Source organism: Saccharopolyspora sp. NPDC000995, assembly GCF_053599315.1.
The window spans coordinates 1-18,279 of record NZ_JBSFLZ010000040.1 but is presented as its reverse complement, the minus strand read 5'-3'; the positions used below and the strand labels follow the sequence as shown (position 1 = coordinate 18,279).

14 protein-coding genes are annotated in these 18,279 nt (G+C 69.9%); 10 read left to right on the top strand and 4 right to left on the bottom strand.

Annotation, left to right across the window (positions count from 1 at the left end):
* Positions 1 to 210: 210 nt before the first annotated feature.
* The 3 genes from mobA to ACWDKQ_RS15845 all read right to left on the bottom strand — a co-directional run bounded on the left by mobA (position 211) and on the right by ACWDKQ_RS15845 (position 3,183).
* On the bottom strand, positions 211 to 795 hold the full coding sequence (gene mobA, locus ACWDKQ_RS15855) for a molybdenum cofactor guanylyltransferase (RefSeq protein ID WP_450139480.1): 585 nt from the start codon (positions 793 to 795) through the stop codon (positions 211 to 213).
* Positions 796 to 852: 57 nt separating this feature from the next.
* Positions 853 to 2,181 carry an NlpC/P60 family protein gene (locus ACWDKQ_RS15850; protein ID WP_450139479.1) on the bottom strand — a complete coding sequence of 443 codons (1,329 nt, stop codon included), beginning with the start codon at positions 2,179 to 2,181 and terminating at the stop codon, positions 853 to 855.
* 174 nt (positions 2,182 to 2,355) lie between these two features.
* On the bottom strand, positions 2,356 to 3,183 hold the full coding sequence (locus tag ACWDKQ_RS15845) for an SIR2 family NAD-dependent protein deacylase (RefSeq protein ID WP_450139478.1): 828 nt from the start codon (positions 3,181 to 3,183) through the stop codon (positions 2,356 to 2,358).
* Between the two features lie 175 nt (positions 3,184 to 3,358).
* On the opposite strand from ACWDKQ_RS15845, the gene ACWDKQ_RS15840 reads away from it, so the two are divergent.
* The 9 genes from ACWDKQ_RS15840 to ACWDKQ_RS15800 all read left to right on the top strand — a co-directional run bounded on the left by ACWDKQ_RS15840 (position 3,359) and on the right by ACWDKQ_RS15800 (position 13,933).
* Positions 3,359 to 4,759 (top strand): nitrate/nitrite transporter, encoded by a 1,401-nt coding sequence (locus ACWDKQ_RS15840; protein ID WP_450139477.1) that lies wholly within the window; start codon positions 3,359 to 3,361, stop codon positions 4,757 to 4,759.
* Between the two features lies 1 nt (position 4,760).
* Positions 4,761 to 6,827, top strand: coding sequence for a molybdopterin oxidoreductase family protein (locus ACWDKQ_RS15835; RefSeq protein WP_450139505.1), 2,067 nt, complete (start codon positions 4,761 to 4,763; stop codon positions 6,825 to 6,827).
* Positions 6,824 to 8,209, top strand: coding sequence for an FAD-dependent oxidoreductase (locus tag ACWDKQ_RS15830; RefSeq protein ID WP_450139476.1), 1,386 nt, complete (start codon positions 6,824 to 6,826; stop codon positions 8,207 to 8,209). The genes ACWDKQ_RS15835 and ACWDKQ_RS15830 overlap by 4 nt, the downstream gene beginning before the upstream one ends.
* On the top strand, positions 8,206 to 10,719 hold the full coding sequence (gene nirB / locus ACWDKQ_RS15825) for a nitrite reductase large subunit NirB (protein WP_450139475.1): 2,514 nt from the start codon (positions 8,206 to 8,208) through the stop codon (positions 10,717 to 10,719). Before ACWDKQ_RS15830 ends, nirB begins: the two co-directional genes overlap by 4 nt.
* Positions 10,716 to 11,039 (top strand): nitrite reductase small subunit NirD, encoded by a 324-nt coding sequence (gene nirD / locus ACWDKQ_RS15820; protein WP_450139474.1) that lies wholly within the window; start codon positions 10,716 to 10,718, stop codon positions 11,037 to 11,039. Before nirB ends, nirD begins: the two co-directional genes overlap by 4 nt.
* Entirely contained in the window at positions 11,036 to 12,178 is a 1,143-nt protein-coding gene (locus tag ACWDKQ_RS15815; RefSeq protein WP_450139473.1) for a uroporphyrinogen-III synthase, read from the top strand. Before nirD ends, ACWDKQ_RS15815 begins: the two co-directional genes overlap by 4 nt.
* Entirely contained in the window at positions 12,157 to 12,846 is a 690-nt protein-coding gene (locus tag ACWDKQ_RS15810) for a sirohydrochlorin chelatase (RefSeq protein ID WP_450139472.1), read from the top strand. The genes ACWDKQ_RS15815 and ACWDKQ_RS15810 overlap by 22 nt, the downstream gene beginning before the upstream one ends.
* A gap of 119 nt (positions 12,847 to 12,965) precedes the next feature.
* Positions 12,966 to 13,334, top strand: a complete 369-nt coding sequence (locus ACWDKQ_RS15805; RefSeq protein WP_450139471.1) for a hypothetical protein — start codon at positions 12,966 to 12,968, stop codon at positions 13,332 to 13,334.
* A gap of 332 nt (positions 13,335 to 13,666) precedes the next feature.
* Positions 13,667 to 13,933 carry a hypothetical protein gene (locus ACWDKQ_RS15800; RefSeq protein ID WP_450139470.1) on the top strand — a complete coding sequence of 89 codons (267 nt, stop codon included), beginning with the start codon at positions 13,667 to 13,669 and terminating at the stop codon, positions 13,931 to 13,933.
* A gap of 230 nt (positions 13,934 to 14,163) precedes the next feature.
* Here the strand turns inward: ACWDKQ_RS15800 and ACWDKQ_RS15795 are convergent, their stop codons facing one another.
* Positions 14,164 to 15,096, bottom strand: coding sequence for an EamA family transporter (locus tag ACWDKQ_RS15795; RefSeq protein WP_450139469.1), 933 nt, complete (start codon positions 15,094 to 15,096; stop codon positions 14,164 to 14,166).
* 261 nt (positions 15,097 to 15,357) lie between these two features.
* Here ACWDKQ_RS15795 and acnA point away from each other — a divergent pair, with 261 nt between their 5' ends.
* Complete coding sequence (gene acnA, locus ACWDKQ_RS15790; RefSeq protein WP_450139468.1) at positions 15,358 to 18,162, top strand: aconitate hydratase AcnA; 2,805 nt, start codon at positions 15,358 to 15,360, stop codon at positions 18,160 to 18,162.
* The last annotated feature ends 117 nt before the right edge of the window (positions 18,163 to 18,279 follow it).

The following is an 18,279-nucleotide window of genomic DNA, read 5'->3' as shown; positions in this document are numbered from 1 at the left end:
CGTCGGTGCGGCCGTTCCCGGCCGATCAAGATCCTGGCACGCGCCCGTCGCAAACTCGCGCGGGGGCAATCTCCCACGCACACCCAACCTCACCGGCGGTATGACCGCTGTGAAGCCCAATCGGAAATTGAATTCGTTCAGCACTGAAGCTACAGTTACTACAAACCTCGCGAGACGTCCTTTGCCGAGTTGGTCGTCAGCGGATGCCTCTCACAAATCGCCTTCTCGGGCCTGACGCGCTTGCCGGAGGTCTTCGGGCGTGTCCACATCGGACGCCTCTGACCCGGCGGCCGGAACCCGTAGCGGGGCGAGCGGCGCGAAGACGGAACGCAGCGAACCGTTGCGGATTTCTGCGGGCATCGACACCCGAAGAGCGGCTGTCCGCCACACCCCCACCAGCCATTGCGGATTCCCACCATCGTCCGCCAGCACCGCGCCAGCGGCTTCGGGATCGGCGCGCAACGCCTGCAGCAAGCGCGAGATCGTCGCCGACGTCAGATGTGGGTGGTCTCCAGCGAGCACCGCCACCAACGGCATCGACGCGGGCACCTTCAGCAAGCCAGCGTGCACACCGGCGAGTGGACCCCCACCCGGCGGGTCTTCTAGCGTCCACACGACCGGCCTGGACGCCGTGCGCGGAGGCCCTACCACCACTATCGGGTCGGCGTCCACGACCGCATCTAGCGTGCGGTCAAGCAGGGTCCTGCCCTCGACCGGCAGCAGGACCTTGTCCACGCCGCCGAGCCGACGGGCGCTACCACCGGCCAGCACCACTGCCGCGAACGCCGCTGCCACGAGCGCAATGCTTCCAGCCGACCGAACCGCACGGACAGCCGGTCTGCGTTCGGCGGCTCAGAGCATCCGGACCGCGTACGGGGCGATGCCGCCGTAGCGGACTGCGGTCACCCGGACCCGCGAGCCCGAGTACGGTGCTTCGACCATCTTGCCGTTACCGAGGTAGAGCGCCACGTGGTGAATCCTGCCGCCGTCCTCCCAGAACAGCATGTCGCCGCGTCGCATCTGCGACAGCGGCACCCGCCGACCGGACTGGTACTGGTAGCCGCTGTAGTGGTCGAGGTCGACGCCCGCGCCGGCGAAGGCGTAGATCATCAACCCCGAGCAGTCGAAACCGACCTTGCGGTAGTCGCCGTACGAGTCGGCCACTCCCCCGTCCCGGATGCCCCGCGACGGGCCGCGCGAAGTCCCGCCACCCCAGGCGTACTGCACCCCGAGCTGGGACAGCGCCCGCCCGACGACTACATCCACCGACGGGCCGCTCCAAAGCTGCGTGTCCGCGACCGCCGCCGACGCGGCTTCGCCGCTCGCTGCGGCCTGCAGCGCCGCTTGCGCAGCGGCGTCCTCCTCGCGCTGCTTCGCAGCCTGCCAGTTCTCGTACCGGCCGCGCTGCGCTTCCAGGCCCGCTACGCGGGAGCGCGCCTGGGCGAGCTGCGCCTCAACACCCGCCTTGTCGGCCTCCAGCCGGCGCGCCTGATCCGCCTGCGTCACCTGCGCCGTGATGGCCACCTGCTTGGCAGCCTCGGCGGCGCTGCGTGCCCGGTCTGCCGCGATGCGCTTCGCTTCCGCGTCCTGCAGGGCAGCTCGGGTCAGCGAGTCCTTGTTGACCTTCTCGACCCGTGCGCGCTGCAGGTCGTCCAGGGCGTCGAGCTGGGATGCACTGATCGCGTCCAGCAGGACCGCCCGGTCGAGCACGTCCTGCGGGTTCGTCGAACCGATGTAGGCCGTGACCGAGCCGACCCGGCTGGCCTGCCGGTAGCTGCTGGCCGCGAACTGGTCGAGCCGCTTGCGGTGCTCCTCGATCTGCCTGGCCGCCGCATTCGCCTCGGCACCGGCCACTTCGGCGGCCTTCCGCGCGTCGTCGTAGGCGCGTTCCGCACGGCCGAGGTCGACTCGCGCCTTGTTCGCGTCCTCCATCTTGATCTCGACCTGGGACTGCAGGCCGACCAGCTGCGACTCGGCCTCGGCCAGCCGGTTGGCCAGCTCCCCCACCTGGCCCGCCGAGTACTGCGCCGCCGTTCGGCCGGCGTTCAGCTCGGCGTCGCTGGGGTTGGGCGGCGGGGGCGGCACGGCCAGGGCGGTACCGGATACCGCCAGTCCTACGGCGGTCAGCAGCGTGATCGTGGCGATGGATTGCGTGCGGAACACCCCTCGGGATCGAGACACGACCGTCACCTCCAGCTGCTGCGCCCGATCGGAGGTAGTCGATCGGCCGAATGGAGTCACACGACGGTCGGGACTTTGCCACTCCTGCCCCGAATGCACCAATGGAAACGGCTACGACACACATGCATCATCAACCACTCGTGTCACACGAGTTGAAGTCCGCTTTCGGAGTGGTCAGCTCCAAGTGCTGGGATCGCCCCAGGTGCTCAACGGGCGCGGCGGGTCGATCAGCGGCGCGGCGACTAGGGCCGGCAGCACCTCGACCAGCGGCTCGCGCAGCACCGCGGCCGCCGCGTCGTCGTACGGGGTCGCCTCGGCGTTGCAGATGATCAGCGCCGCACCCGCCCTGAAAGCCAGCTCCGCGAAACCTGCGGCCGGGTGCACCGTCAGCGAGGTGCCTGCCGCGACGAACAGGTCGCAGTTCAGCGCCGCGCGCTGGGCGCTGCGCAAGACCTCCTGGTCCAGGGACTGCCCGAAGGAGACGGTGGCCGACTTCAGGATTCCGCCGCAGGAACGGCAGGGCGGGTCCGCCTCACCCGCGGCCACCCGGTCCAGCGCGGCGCTCATCGGGCCGGTCGCGCCGCAGTCCAGGCACACCGTGCGGAAGATCGTGCCGTGCAGCTCCAGGACCCGGTCCCGGTCCAGGCCAGCTCGTTGGTGCAGCTCGTCGATGTTCTGGGTCAGCAGCGCACCCAGCCGCCCGGAGCGGTCGAGGTCGACGAACGCGCGGTGGGCGGCGTTGGGTTCGGCGCGCCACGCCGGGTGCACGGCGCGGCTGCGCCACGCCTGCTCGCGGACCTGCGGGTCGGCGACGTAGCTGTCGATGTCGCTGAGCCGCTGGGCCGCCGGGTTCTTGGTCCACACCCCGTTGGGGCCGCGGAAGTCGGGGATCCCGGAGGCCGTGGACACCCCTGCGCCGGTGAGGGTCGTGATCCGGCGCGCGCCGCCGAACAATTCCCGGGCGAGCTGCCAGTCCGCACCGTCGCCAGTGCCTCGCTGCATCACGACTCCACGGTGCCACGGACCGCCCGCAGGGAATGTCTTCGGGCACCGTTGCGCTGCTCACACCGCCTGGACCAGGGCATGTGAAGCCTGGTTTGCATCGTGGTAACGATCGGCGAGCCCGCATGAAACACCCGGTTCCTACCTTCGGAGCAACCCGACGAGAGGAGCCGAGTTGACCACGAGAGCTCTGGCCGGCCGAGGCCACTGGATCGAGGGCTGGGCCCCGGAGGACGAGCGGTTCTGGGAGTCCACCGGCAAGCGCGTGGCGCGCCGGAATCTGATCTTCTCGATCCTTTCGGAGCACATCGGCTTCTCCATCTGGAGCGTCTGGTCGGTGCTGGTGCTGTTCATGTCCCCGAGCATCGGCCTGCCGTTCACCGCGGCGGAGAAGTTCCTGCTGGTCGTCACCCCGAACCTGGTCGGCGCCGTGTTGCGGCTGCCCTACGCCGCGGCGGTGACCCGCTTCGGCGGCCGCAACTGGACGATCTTCAGCTCGGCGATCCTGCTGGTGCCGGCCTCGCTGGCGTTCTTCTTCGTGCAGCAGCCGGGCACGCCGCTGTGGGTGTTCATGCTGATCGGCGCCGCGGCCGGGGTCGGCGGCGGAAACTTCGCCTCGTCGATGACGAACATCACGACCTTCTACCCGCAGCGCCACCAGGGCTGGGCGCTGGGGCTCAACGCCGGCGGCGGCAACCTCGGCGTGGCGGCGATCCAGGTGGTCGGCCTGCTGGTGATCGCCACCGCTGGCAACACCCACCCGTCCTACGTGGCGGCGATCTATCTGCCGCTGACCGTGATCGCAGCCCTGTGCGCGGCGCTGTTCATGGACAACGTGGACGCGGTAAGGGCCCGCCCCGGTGCGTTGCGGGAGGCCGCCGCGAACAAGCACACGTGGTGGATCTCGTTCCTCTACATCGGGACGTTCGGCTCGTTCATCGGCTACAGCTTCGCCTTCGGCCTGGTGCTGCAGACCGAGTTCGACTTCACCCCGCTGCAGGCCGCGAGCTGGACGTTCCTCGGCCCACTGATGGGTTCGATCGCCCGCCCGTTCGGGGGTTGGCTCTCCGACCGCTTGGGCGGCGCCCGGGTCACGCTCTGGACCTTCGCCGGCATGACCGCGGGCACCGGGGCATTGCTGTTCTCATCGTCGCAGCACTCCTTCGCGCTATACGTCGCGGCGTTCTTCGTGCTGTTCGTGCTGACCGGCATCGGCAACGGCTCGACCTACAAGATGATCCCGGCGATCTTCGCCAAGGAGGCCGAGGACGACGTGACCGATGGCGGTGAAGCCGTCGCGGCCTTCGCCCGGGCCCGGCGCATGTCCGGTGCGGTGATCGGCATCGCTGGTGCGATCGGCGCGCTCGGCGGCGTGGGCATCAACCTCGCCTTCCGCTCCTCTTACGGCGGCGAGGCCGCCAACGGCGACGCTGCCCTGACCACGTTCCTCGTCTACTACGTGGTTTGCGGGATCCTCACGTGGGCTGTGTACGTGCGCGGGGCGCTCAAGAAAACCGCCGCTGCGCAGCCGTTCCCGGCCCAGCAGTCGTCGAAGGCCGAGGCCGGTAGTGCCTGACATTCGGACCGTGGCCACGCACTGCCCCTACTGCGCCCTGCAGTGCGGTACCCAGCTGACGCGGGAACGGCGCGGGGTGTCGGTGCGGCCGACGGATTTCCCGGTCAACCGGGGCGGGTTGTGCCAGAAAGGCTGGACCGCACCGGCCCTGCTGGACGTCCCGGACCGGTTGCGGCACCCGCTTGTGCGCCGTGGCGGCGAGCTCACCCCGGTCGACTGGGACACCGCGCTGGGCACCGTCGCCGCCGGCATCGACCGGATCCGGCGCGAGCACGGACCGGATGCGGTCGGCGTGTTCGGCGGCGGCGGGTTGACCAATGAGAAGGCCTACCTGCTCGGCAAGTTCGCCCGGCTGGCGCTGGGCACCAGCCAGATCGACTACAACGGCCGGTTCTGCATGTCCTCGGCCGCGGCCGCGGGTAACGCCGCCTTCGGGGTCGACCGGGGGCTGCCGTTCCCGGTCACCGATCTCGGCGGCGCCGACGTGGTGCTGCTGGCCGGGGCGAACCCGGCCGAGACCATGCCGCCGCTGATGCAACACCTGCGCGACGCGCAGCTAGTGGTCATCGACCCGCGCCGGACCACGACCGCCGAGAGCGCCGCGCTGCACCTGCGACCGGCTCCCGGCACCGACTTGGCCCTGGCGCTGGGGCTGCTGCACGTCGCGGTGGTCGACGGCTGGACCGACACCGCCTACGTCCAGGACCGGACCACGGGGTTCGACGTCGCGTGGCAGCGAGCGACGGCCTGGTGGCCGGAGCGCGTCGAGCGCGTCACCGGGGTTGCGGTGACCGCGCAGCGGCAGGCGGTGCGGATGCTCGCCGAGGCCGAAAGTGCTTACGTGCTCACCGGTCGCGGCGCCGAGCAGCACAGCAAAGGCGTCGACACCGTAGCGGGGTTCATAAACCTCGCCCTCGCGCTCGGCCTGCCGGGCCGCCCCGGTCGCGGCTACGGCTGCCTGACTGGGCAGGGCAACGGGCAGGGCGGGCGCGAGCACGGCCAGAAGGCCGACCAGCTGCCCGGTTATCGGATGATCACCGATCCTGCCGCGCGGGCGCACGTGGCCGAGACCTGGGGCGTGCTGCCCGATGTGCTGCCGGGCCCGGGTCGCAGCGCCTACGAGCTGCTTGACGCGCTGGGCACCGCCGACGGCCCCCGGGCGCTGCTGGTCTTCGGCTCCAACCCCGTCGTTTCGGCCCCGAACGTAGACCACGTCGGGAAGCGCCTGTCCGCTTTGGACTTACTGGTGGTGGCCGATTTCGTGCCGTCTGAGACCGCCAGGCTGGCCGATGTGGTGCTGCCGGTGACGCAGTGGGCCGAAGAGGACGGCACCATGACCAACCTCGAAGGGCGCATCCTGCGGCGCCGCCGGTTGCAGGTCCCACCCGGCCATGCGCGCAGCGATCTCGAAGTGCTGCACGGCCTGGCGGTCCGGCTCGGCGAGCCCGGCCACCGCTACCCCACCTCACCTCGCGAGGTCTTCGAAGAGCTGCGCCGAGCATCGGCCGGCGGCAAGGCCGACTACGCCGGGATCACCTACGACCGCCTCGACGCCGGTGAGGCCCTGCACTGGCCCTGCCCGCACCCGGAACACCCCGGCACGCCGCGGTTGTTCCTCGACGGGTTCGCGCATCCCGAGGGGCTGGCCCGCTTCGCCGCCGTGGACCACCGTGATCCGGCCGAGACGCCGCAGGAGGCGTTCCCGCTGATCGCCACCACAGGTCGCGTGCTGGCCCAGTACCAGTCCGGGGCGCAGACGCGCCGGGTCGCCGAGCTCAACGAGGTTTCGCCCGAGGCATTCGTCGAGATCCACCCGGACACTGCCGACCGCGCCGGTCTCGCCGACGGGGCCATGGCCAAGGTGACCTCCGCGCGCGGCAGCGCGCTGGCACGCGTGCGCGTCGTCGCCACGATGCGCACCGACACCGTGTTCCTGCCGTTCCACTTCCCCGGCGCGGCGCGGGCGAACCTGCTCACCGGCGACGCCCTGGACCCGCGCAGCCGGATGCCGGAGTTCAAGGTCAGCGCCGTCCGGATCGAACCCGTCGAGGAGGTGGTCACCCGATGAGCCGTATCGTCATCGTCGGCAACGGGCCCGCCGCGCACCGGCTCGTCGAGCGGCTGCGCGCGCACGACCACACCGGCCCGATCACGGTGCTCGGCCGCGAGGAGCACCCCGCCTACAACCGGGTCCTGCTCGGCGCGGTGCTGGACCGCACGCTGACTCCCTCCACTGTGGCGCTGCCCGCTGTGGACGCCGAGGTGTGCCTGCGGGTCACCGCCACTGACATCGATCGCGCCCGGCGCGTGGTGCGCACTGATTTGGGCGAGGAACACCCGTACGACATCCTCGTGCTGGCCACTGGCTCGCGGCCGAGAATGCCGGAAATTCCCGGTTTGAGCGGAGATCGCCTCCAGCCGTTGCGCACACTCGCCGACTGCGCACGCATCGGCTCCGCCACAGGCCCGGTCGCGGTGCTGGGCGGTGGAATTCTCGGTGTCGAGGCGGCGCGGGCCCTGCTGGCCCGCGGCCACGACGTGACGCTGGTGCACCCGAATCCGCACCTGATGCACCGGCAGCTCGACGAGCCCTGTGGGCGGCTGCTCGCCGAGCGGCTCGGAAAGCTCGGCGTGGACCTGCACCTGGGCCGCCGGGCGATCGCCTACCGGAGCAGTCGGCTCATCCTGGACAGCAGCGACGTCGCGCTGGCCAACCTGGTCGTGGCGTGCACCGGGGTGACAGCTGAGACCGGACTGGCGATGCGGGCCGGATTGCCGGTTCAGCGCGGGATCGTCGTCGACGACCAGTTGCGCACTAGCGATCCGCGGATCCACGCCATCGGCGACTGCGCCGAGCACGACGGCGACACACCCGGCCTGATCTCTTCGGCCTGGGAACAGGCCGACGCGCTGGCAGTGCTGCTCACCGGCGGCGACGCCCGCTACCGCGGCACCCACACCGTCACCCGGCTCAAGGCCCGCGGCATCGACCTCGTCTCGATCGGCTCAGTCGACTGCCTCAAGAGCGCAGACGCCGAGGTCGTAACGCTGTCGGACCCGGCCCGCGGTCGCTACGCGAAGCTCGCGCTGCGGGACGAGCGGATCACCGGCGCGGTTCTGTTCGGCTTCCCGGATGCGATCGCATCGGTCATCCAGCTGCACGACCGCGACCTTCCGGTCCCAAGCGACCGCCTCGCGCTGTTGCTGGGCACCCCGGCCGCGGTGTCCGGCACACCCGTCGAGCTGCCCGAAAACGCAGTGATCTGCCGCTGCAACAACGTCACCAAGAAGTCCCTGACCGCCGCCTGGCAAGGCGGCGCCCGCTCGGTGCCCGAGCTGGCCAGGGCAACGCGGGCGACCACCGGCTGCGGAGGCTGCGTCGATGACGTCGGCCGCATCTGCGGCGCGCTGGCGGACCGCATCGAACACCAGAAGGAGGGCGCGGCTTGACCCGCACGCTTGTCGTCGTCGGCCACGGGATGGTCGGACACCGGCTCGTCGAAACGCTCCGGGAGCGCGACGTGGACAACACCTGGCGGATCGCCGTCCTCGGCGAGGAGCCCCGGGCCGCCTACGACCGGGTGGCGCTGTCGTCCTACCTGGACGGCAAGAGCGCCGAAGACCTCAGCCTGGCCGGCCATGAGCTGCTGGACGACCCGATGGTCGACCTGCGGCTGAGCACGGCAGCGACCGGCATCGACCGGGCCGCCCGCACGGTGTCCACATCGGACGGCTCAGAGCTGTCCTACGACGCGCTGGTGCTGGCCACCGGCTCGCGGCCGTTCGTGCCGCCGGTGCCCGGCCACGACCTCGACGGCTGCTTCGTCTATCGCACCATCGACGATCTCGACTCCATCCGCGCCGCCGCGACCGAGGGCAAGCCCGGGGTGGTAATCGGCGGCGGTCTGCTCGGTCTGGAAGCTGCCAACGCCCTGCGGCTGCTGGGCATGCGCGCGCACGTCGTGGAGATGGCTCCGCGGCTGATGCCGTTGCAGGTCGACGAGGGCGGCGGTCAGGTCCTGAGCCGGTTGGTAGGCGACCTCGGCTTGGCGATCCACTGCGGCGCCGCCACGAAGTCCATCGACGGCGAGGACCGCGTCCGCAGCGTCACGCTGGCCGACGGCACCGTGATCGACACCGATGTGGTGGTGTTCTCCGCCGGGGTCCGACCGCGTGACGAACTCGCCGAACTCGCTGGGCTGGAGCGTGCGGAACGCGGTGGTTTCCTGGTCGACGAAGGTTGTCGCACCAGCGACGAGAACATCTGGGCCATCGGCGAATGCGCCGCCGTGGACGGCCGCTGCTACGGCCTAGTCGCGCCCGGCTACAGCATGGCCGAGGGCGTCGCCGAGCAGCTGCTCTCCCTCGGCGAGGGAACCTTCCCCGGCGCGGACCTGTCCACCAAGCTCAAGCTGCTCGGCGTCGACGTCGCCAGCTTCGGCGACGCCCACGGGCAGACGGAAGGGGCCCTGGAGGTCGTCTACGCCAACAACGCCGCCGGCACCTACGCCAAGCTCGTGCTCAGCGACGACGCGCGGATCCTGCTCGGTGGTGTGCTGGTCGGCGATGCCAGCGCATATTCGGTGCTGCGGCCGCTGATCGACCGCGAACTGCCCGCCCCGCCGGAACAACTGCTGCTGCCCGCCGGCTCCGGTGTCGACGCCGGCGCGCTACCCTCCGACGCCACGGTCTGCTCGTGCAACAACGTGTCCAAAGAGGACATCACCATGGCGATCGCCGAGCAGGGGCTCACCGACTTGCCCGGCATCAAGGGCTGCACCAAGGCCGGCACCAGCTGTGGATCGTGCGTGCCGATGCTGAAGAAGCTGCTCGCCGAGTGCGGTGTCAGCATCTCCGAGGCGCTGTGCGAGCACTTCTCCCAGTCCCGCACGGAACTGTTCGAGATCGTCCAGGCGACCGCGATCAGCTCGTTCTCCGAGCTGATCGGCAAGCACGGCACCGGCCGCGGCTGCGACATCTGCAAGCCCGCCGTCGCATCCATCCTCGCCAGCCTCGGCCACGGCCACATCCTCGACGGCGAGCAGGCCGGGCTGCAGGACACCAACGACCGGTTCCTGGCCAACATGCAGCGCAACGGCACGTACTCGGTGGTGCCCCGGGTGCCCGGGGGCGAGATCACCCCGGACAAGCTAATCGTTCTCGGCGAGGTCGCCAAGGAGTTCGGCCTCTACACCAAGATCACGGGCGGGCAGCGCATCGACCTGTTCGGGGCCCGGGTAGAGCAGCTGCCGCTGATCTGGCGGCGGCTGGTCGACGCCGGGTTCGAATCCGGCCACGCCTACGGCAAGGCGCTGCGCACCGTGAAGTCCTGCGTCGGCAACGACTGGTGCCGCTACGGCGTGCAGGACTCGGTGAGCATGGCAATCCGGCTGGAGCTGCGCTACCGGGGCCTGCGAGCGCCGCACAAGATCAAGGCCGGGGTGTCCGGCTGCGCCCGCGAATGCGCCGAGGCGCGCGGCAAGGACTTCGGCGTGATCGCCACTGACAAAGGCTGGAACCTCTACGTCGGCGGCAACGGCGGCTTCACCCCACGGCACGCCGAGCTGCTGGCCGCCGACCTCGACGACGCGCAACTGATCAGGCTCGTGGACCGGTTCCTGATGTTCTACGTGCGCACCGCCGACCGGCTGCAGCGCACCTCGGCGTGGCTGGAGTCGCTGGACGGCGGGCTGGACCACCTGCGGGAGGTGGTCGTCGAGGATTCCCTCGGCATCGGCGCCGAACTGGAGGCCGCGATGCAGCGCCACGTCGACAACTACGCCGACGAGTGGGCCGGGGTGCTGGCCGATCCCGGCAAGCTCGCCCGCTTCGTGTCCTTCGTCAATGCCCCCGAGGCCCCGGACCCGACGATCCGCTTCGTCCAGGAGCGCGGCCAGATCCGGCCGGGCCGGGTCTGGCTGCCGATGCCCGCCATCCCGAACCAGGAGGTGCTCACGTGAACTGGCATCAGATCTGCGAACTCAACCTGCTGCCGCCCGAGTACGGGCTGCCCGCGCTGATCCGGGACCACCCGGTGGCGCTGTTCCGCACCCGCGACGATGAGCTGTTCGCGGTCGGCAACGTGGACCCGTTCTGTGGGGCCGGCGTTATGAGCCGCGGGATCGTCGGCGACCGCGACGGCGAGCCCACGGTCGCCTCGCCGATGCTCAAGCAGGTCTTCTCGTTGCGGACCGGGCAGTGCCTGGACGACCCGGACGCGCGGCTGCCGGTGTACCCGGTGCGCCGCCGGGCCGACGTGGTGGAGGTCGCGGTCCCTTGACCGACGAACTCGCTGGTTACACCGTCGCCGTGACCGCGGCTCGGCGCGCCGACGAGCTCGGTTCCCTGTTGGAGCGCCGCGGCGCGCGGGTCGTGCATGGCCCCGCGCTGCAGATTCTCCCGCTGGCCGACGACACCGAGCTGCTCCGGGTCAGCCGCGAATGCATCACCGACCCACCTGACGTGGTCGTGGCGACCACCGGCATCGGGTTCCGCGGCTGGATCGAGGCGGGCGACGGCTGGGGCATGGGCACCGAACTGCTCGACGCGCTGCGCCCCGCGCAACTGCTGGCCCGTGGGCCGAAGGCGCGCGGAGCGGTCCGCGCCGCTGGGCTGCCCGATCCGTGGTCGCCTGCCTCCGAGTCCTCCGCGGAACTGCTGGAACATCTGCTCGACCAGCCGCTGGACGGTGTTCGGGTCGCGGTGCAGCTGCACGGCCAGCCGCTGCCGGACTTCGTCGAGGCGCTGCACTGTGCAGGCGCGGAGGTCATCGAGATCCCGGTGTACCGGTGGACCGCGCCCGCCGACATCACCGCACTGGACGGGCTGTTGACCTCGGTGTGCGCGCGGGAGATCGACGCGGTGACGTTCACCAGCGCGCCCGCTGCGGCCAGCATGCTTTCGCTGGCCGCCGAACGACGTTGCCGGGACGAGCTGCTCGCCGCGCTCCGCGGACCGGTTCTCGTCGCTTGCGTCGGGCCGGTGACGCACGCGCCGCTGGCCGATCACGGCGTGCCCGCGGTGATCCCGCAGCGGTTCAGAATCGGCGCGCTGGTGCGGTCGTTGTGCGACGCGCTGCCGAGCCGCTCGCCGATGCTGCCGGTCAGCGGCCGGGAACTCCAGATCCGCGGGCACGCCGCCGTCGTCGACGGAGTGGTGAAGCCGCTCTCTCCGCAGGGGAGAACATTGCTCCAGACGCTCGCGGAGCGGCCCGGTCGGGTGGTATCACGGCGCAGCCTAGCCGAGGCGCTCAGCGGCGCCGGGAACTCGCTTGATGAGCACGCCGTGGAACAGGCGGTCGCCCGGTTGCGGGCCTCGCTGGGTGCGCCCGAGCTGGTGCAGACCGTGATCAAGCGCGGATACCGACTTCCGCTGGAACCGATGAGGGATGCCCCGCGATGCGCCGATCCGCAACCGTGACTCCCCCGCTGCTGCTGGTCGCCCACGGCACCCGAGATCCCGCCGGGCCACGGGTGGTCGAACGCCTCGCCGATGCCGCGGCCGACCGCCTGCGGGTGCCGGTGCACGTCGCGTACGTGGACGTGATCGGCCCGACCGTCGCAGCGGCCCTGAGCGAGATCGACGGCCCGGTGGTCGCGCTGCCCGCCTTCCTCGCGACCGGTTACCACGTGCGCACCGACCTGCCGGAGCAGATCGTCGCCAGCGGGCACGAAGACGTGGCGGTCAGCGCCCCGCTCGGGCCAGCCCCGGAAATCATCGCGGCGATGTTTCGGCGGCTGGTCGCTGCCGGGTGGCAGCCCGGGGACCCGGTCGTGTTCGCGGCGGCCGGGTCGTCGGACGAGCGGGCGCTGTCCGACGTGCGCGCCGCGGCGCGCATGCTCGGCCGCCGCGTCGGCCGGTGGTTGACCCCGAGCTACGTCACCACCGCCTCGCCCACGACGGCCGAAATCTGCGGCCCGGCGGACTACATCGCTCCGTACCTGCTGGCACCGGGACAGTTCCACCGGCGGCTCGCGGAACTGCCGGTGGCCGGTGTCGCCGAGCCGATCGGCGCGCACCCGGACGTGATCGACCTGGTCGCCCGCCGCTACCGGCTGGCGGTGCGCGACCACGTTTCCGCCGCCTGAGCGCACGCCTCCGAGATTCATCTGCGCCCATCGGGGTACCTCAACAGGATCGAACAGCTTAGGAATCTGACGTTCGGCGTATAGCTCTAATTGGTTGCAGTCCCGGAGGAGGGGTCCCGATGGCCACCACGACAAGCTCGAGCACCTCGTCGACGAGCTCGGGCTCGCAGCGCACGCGCAGGCAGCCCGCGACCAAATCCAGCCCGGCGCGCGGCGGCACGGCGATCACCCTGCCCTACGTCACGGCGGAACTCCGCACCACCAAGGTCCAGCTGCCCGAGCTACCGGGGATTCCCGGCCGCAAGGAGCTGGCATCCGCCGTCGAGACGGTGCGCGGTCAGCTGCCCACCCGAGACCAGGCGTTGTTCTACGGTGGGCTGACTGCAGCGGCCGCGTTCAGCGTGATCGAGTGGCCGGTAGCCGCGGCGATCGGCATCGGGAACGCACTTCTCCAGCGCAGCGTGCGCAAGGAGATCAGCGAAGCCTGATCGCGAAGGTCCTCGATGCCGCTGGGTTGGCCTCCTGTCGAAAGCCGCGTAGTTCGCCGCGCCGGCGCAACGCGACGCGCCCGGAAAACGCGGGAGTTGTGCTCGGCGACGTGACCGCCCTGGCCGTGGGCGTGGCACTACTCCGCCGTCTGCGCCTTTCCCTCCGGTGCGGGCCGTGTCGCAGCTCGTGGTGCCGGTGGTGGACTCGGCGCCGTGGATGCGCGCCGGCTTGGAGCGCAAGCTCGGCCGCGCCCCGGTCGACACGATGGCGCTCGGCGGCGCCAACTCGTGGAAGCTGCGGTCGAACGGCTGGCTCTGCGCGGCTGCTGGCCGTGGCCGAACGCACTGTACCGGAAACCTTCGAACTCACCGAGGCCGATGTGGACGAGCTCAAATTCGTTGGACTGCTGGGTCTGGCCGATCCGGTGCACCCGACCACCGCCGAAGCGGTCACGCAGCTCAGCGGTGCGGTGTCATGCTCGGCGACAAGCGGAGGCTCACTGGGGCGGAGCTGGACCAGTGGTTCATCGCGCTCGGCACTTCGATCGCGGCGACTTGTGGTGCTGCTGGGGCAGATGCGGTCGCCGATGACCTCCTGACCTGCACTGTTCTGGCTCGATTCACCTGCGCGTCATCTTCCGCGCAACCGCGGCTAACCCGGTCGGCGCACAGTCGGGGCGTAACAACAGAGCAACATTGGAGAAAGCAGACCGATGCCCCAGTTCCTCACCACCGTCCTCGCTGGCGTGGCCATCGCCCTCATCGAGACCTTGTTGATCCACCTGGTGAAGTCGGCCATCCGCACGGCCTGACCCGCAACGCGCCCGACCTAAATTCCCTCGAGCTCGGACGTCTGGGTCTTCGCCGGTGCCGCACGCTGCGCGGTGAACGCGCCGGCGAGGATCAGCGCCCCACCGACGAGCTGGATCGGCCCCAACGCCTCGGCGAGCAGCGCCCACGCCAGCACCGTGGCGATAACCGGCTCCAGGAACGCGACCGCGCCAGCCACCTGCGGCGACAGGCGGCGCACCGCGACGATCCCGGTCAGGTACGCCAGGACCGTGCTCAGCACCACGATCCAGCCGACCGCGAACAACGCGGGGAACTCGTGTTCTGCCAGCTGGACGTGGCCGACCAGCAGCACCCAGTCCAGCTCCCACGGCTGCGCGAGCAGTGTGACGATCACGGTGCCCAGCAGCAGCCCGAAGCCCGCGAGGGCGAGTGGATTGACCTCGGGCCCGCTGTCCGACAACAGGAAGTAGGTGGCCTGGCAGCCCGCCGCGCCCAGCGCCAGCAGCAGGCCGATCGGGTCGAAGGTCAACCCCGACCACAGCTCCACGACGCACGCCAGGCCGACCATCGCGACGGCCACGCCGATGGCCGCCGAGCGGGTTACCGGATAGCGGCGGACGAACCGGATCCAGCCCAGCACCATCACCGGACCGAGGAATTCGATCAGCAGCGCCACTCCGACTGGCACCGTGACGATCGCGGCGAAGTAGAAGACCTGTACCCCGGCGATGGCGAACAGGCCGTACCCGACGAGTAGCTTCGGCACCCGGCGCACGGTCGGCGCGTAGCGGATCACGAACGGGAGCATCAGCAGCGCGCCCCCGGCCAACCTCAACCAAGCCACCTGAAGCGGGGTGAATCCCGCAGTAATCAGCGGCTTCGCGAACGGTCCGGAACCGCCGAAGCAGAACGCGGAGACGATCGCGATCGCCACGCCGCCGGACTTCGCGTTGTCGGTCAGGTTTCGCATCCGCCAATCGAATCACGCCGCCCCACCGGCCCTGAAGCCAGTTTTGGTACCGGCGACCCAGTTCATCGCAAGCACGGAAATTCTGCGGGTTTGCACGCCGTGGTACATGTGATCGAGAGTTTGCCGACCCTTAGTTGAGGGCGAATACAGGACAAGCGTACTGTTAGCGCGAAGAGAGCGGGTTCTCGCGCACGCTCGGCCGACGTGCGCGAGACTCGCAATCGTTCCCGAACTTGCGCCCGTCGCGAGATGGAGTTGAACGTGACTGCACCTGCGAGCAAGGACAGCTTCGGCGCCCGCGGCACGCTGAACGTCGGTGACGCCTCTTACGAGGTGTTCCGGCTCAGCGCGGTCGACGGCGCGCAGCGGCTGCCCTACAGCCTCAAGATCCTCCTGGAAAACCTGCTGCGCACCGAGGACGGCGCGAACATCACCGCCGACCACGTGCGCGCCCTCGCTAACTGGGACGCCAAGGCCGAGCCGGCCACTGAAATCCAGTTCACCCCGGCCCGGGTGATCATGCAGGACTTCACCGGCGTCCCCTGCGTGGTCGACCTGGCCACGATGCGCGAGGCGGTGTCCGACCTCGGCGGGGACACCGCCAAGGTCAACCCGTTGGCCCCGGCCGAGCTGGTGATCGACCACTCGGTGATCATCGATGTGTTCGGCAAGCCGGACGCCTTCGAGCGCAACGTCGAATTCGAGTACGGCCGCAACAAGGAGCGCTACCAGTTCCTGCGCTGGGGCCAGGGCGCCTTCGACGAGTTCAAGGTCGTCCCCCCGGGCACCGGCATCGTGCACCAGGTCAACATCGAGCATCTGGCCCGCACCGTGATGGCCCGGGGCGGCCAGGCCTACCCGGACAGCTGCGTGGGCACCGACTCGCACACCACCATGGTCAACGGCCTGGGCGTGCTGGGCTGGGGCGTCGGCGGCATCGAGGCCGAGGCCGCGATGCTCGGCCAGCCGGTGTCGATGCTCATCCCGCGCGTCGTCGGCTTCAAGCTCACCGGCGAGATCCCGGCCGGCGCCACCGCCACCGACGTGGTGCTGACGATCACCGAGATGCTGCGCAAGCACGGCGTTGTCGGCAAATTCGTCGAATTCTACGGTTCGGGCGTCGCCTCGGTGCCGCTGGCCAACCGCGCCACCATCGGCAACATGAGCCCAGAGTTCGGCTCCACCTGCGCGATCTTCCCGATTGACGACGAGACCGTCCGCTACCTCAAGCTCACCGGTCGCTCCACCGAGCAGGTCGCCCTGGTCGAGGCCTACGCCAAGGAACAGGGCCTCTGGCACGACCCGAGCCACGAGCCGGAGTACTCCGAGTACCTGGAGCTCGACCTGTCCACTGTGGTCCCTTCCATCGCCGGGCCGAAGCGCCCGCAGGACCGGATCGTGCTGGCGGAGGCCAAGCAGTCGTTCCGCACCACGCTGACCGACTACGCCAAGGTCGAGACCGCAGACGACAAGGCGCTCGACGAGGCCGGCGAAGAGTCCTTCCCCGCCAGCGACGCCCCGGCACTCACCCACCACGAGTCTGCGCCGCAGATCGTCTCGGCCGCCAACGGCTCGAACGGCCGGATCTCCAAGCCGGTCAAGGTCGCCTCGGAGGAGCTCGGCGAGTTCGAGCTGGACCACGGCGCCGTGGTGATCGCCTCGATCACCTCCTGCACCAACACCTCCAACCCGTCGGTGATGCTGGGCGCGGCCCTATTGGCCCGCAACGCCGTCGACAAGGGCCTGACCCGCAAGCCGTGGGTGAAGACCTCGATGGCCCCCGGCTCGCAGGTCGTCACCGACTACTACGAGAAGGCCGGTCTTTGGCCTTACCTGGAAAAGCTGGGCTTCCACCTGGTCGGTTACGGGTGCACCACCTGCATCGGCAACTCCGGGCCGCTGCCGGAGGAGATCTCCGCCGCGGTGCAGGACAACGACCTGTCGGTGGTCTCTGTGCTGTCGGGCAACCGGAACTTCGAGGGCCGGATCAACCCCGACGTCAAGATGAACTACCTGGCCTCGCCGCCGCTGGTGATCGCCTACGCGCTCGCGGGCTCGATGGACTTCGACTTCGAGAACGAACCGCTGGGCACCGACACCGAGGGTAAGCCTGTCTACCTGCGCGACATCTGGCCGTCGCCGCAGGAGGTCCAGGACGTCATCGACTCGGCGATCACCAACGAGATGTTCACCAAGTCCTACGCGGACGTCTTCAAGGGCGACGAGCGGTGGCGGTCGCTGCCCACCCCGGAGGGCCAGACCTTCGAATGGGACGCCGACTCCACCTACGTGCGCAAGCCCCCGTACTTCGAGGGCATGGCGATGGAACCGGCTCCGGTCACCGACATCTCCGGTGCCCGCGTGCTCGCGCTGCTCGGCGACTCGGTCACCACCGACCACATCTCGCCAGCCGGCGCGATCAAGCCGGACTCGCCTGCGGGCAAGTACCTCACCGACCACGGCATCGACCGCAAGGACTTCAACTCCTACGGTTCCCGTCGCGGCAACCACGAGGTGATGATCCGGGGCACCTTCGCCAACATCCGGCTGCGCAACCTGCTGCTGGACGACGTGCAGGGCGGCTACACCCGGGACTTCACCCAGGACGGCGCCCCGCAGGCGTTCATCTATGACGCCGCGCAGAACTACGCCGCCCAGGACATCCCGCTAGTGGTGCTCGGCGGCAAGGAGTACGGCTCCGGTTCGTCCCGCGACTGGGCCGCCAAGGGCACCCGGCTGCTCGGGGTCCGCGCCGTCATCGCCGAGTCTTTCGAGCGCATCCACCGCTCGAACCTGATCGGCATGGGCGTCATCCCGCTGCAGTTCCCGGCGGGTCGGTCCGCCAAGTCCCTGGGTCTGGACGGCACCGAGACCTTCGACTTCGCGGGCATCACCAAGCTCAACGAGGGCGAGACCCCGGAGACGGTGAAGGTGACCGCGACCAAGGCCGACGGCTCCACCGTGGAGTTCGACGCCAAGGTCCGCATCGATACCCCCGGTGAGGCGGACTACTTCCGCAACGGCGGCATCCTGCAGTACGTGCTGCGCAAGATGATCCGCTCCTGACCCCCTGCCGATCCGGCCGGGAAATACCGAACGGGCCCGGTGCGCCACAATGATTGCCACTACGAAGTCGATCAAGTCGGTTGACACCACTGTGGCGTGAGCCTGCCAGGTGATCCC

Coding starts and splice junctions, on each gene's coding strand:
- ACWDKQ_RS15845 (WP_450139478.1), bottom strand. CDS start 3,183: ATGCAGCGAGGCACTGGCGACGGTGCGGACTGGCAGCTCGCCCGGGAA.
- ACWDKQ_RS15830 (WP_450139476.1), top strand. CDS start 6,824: ATGAGCCGTATCGTCATCGTCGGCAACGGGCCCGCCGCGCACCGGCTC.
- ACWDKQ_RS15810 (WP_450139472.1), top strand. CDS start 12,157: ATGCGCCGATCCGCAACCGTGACTCCCCCGCTGCTGCTGGTCGCCCAC.
- ACWDKQ_RS15805 (WP_450139471.1), top strand. CDS start 12,966: ATGGCCACCACGACAAGCTCGAGCACCTCGTCGACGAGCTCGGGCTCG.
- ACWDKQ_RS15795 (WP_450139469.1), bottom strand. CDS start 15,096: ATGCGAAACCTGACCGACAACGCGAAGTCCGGCGGCGTGGCGATCGCG.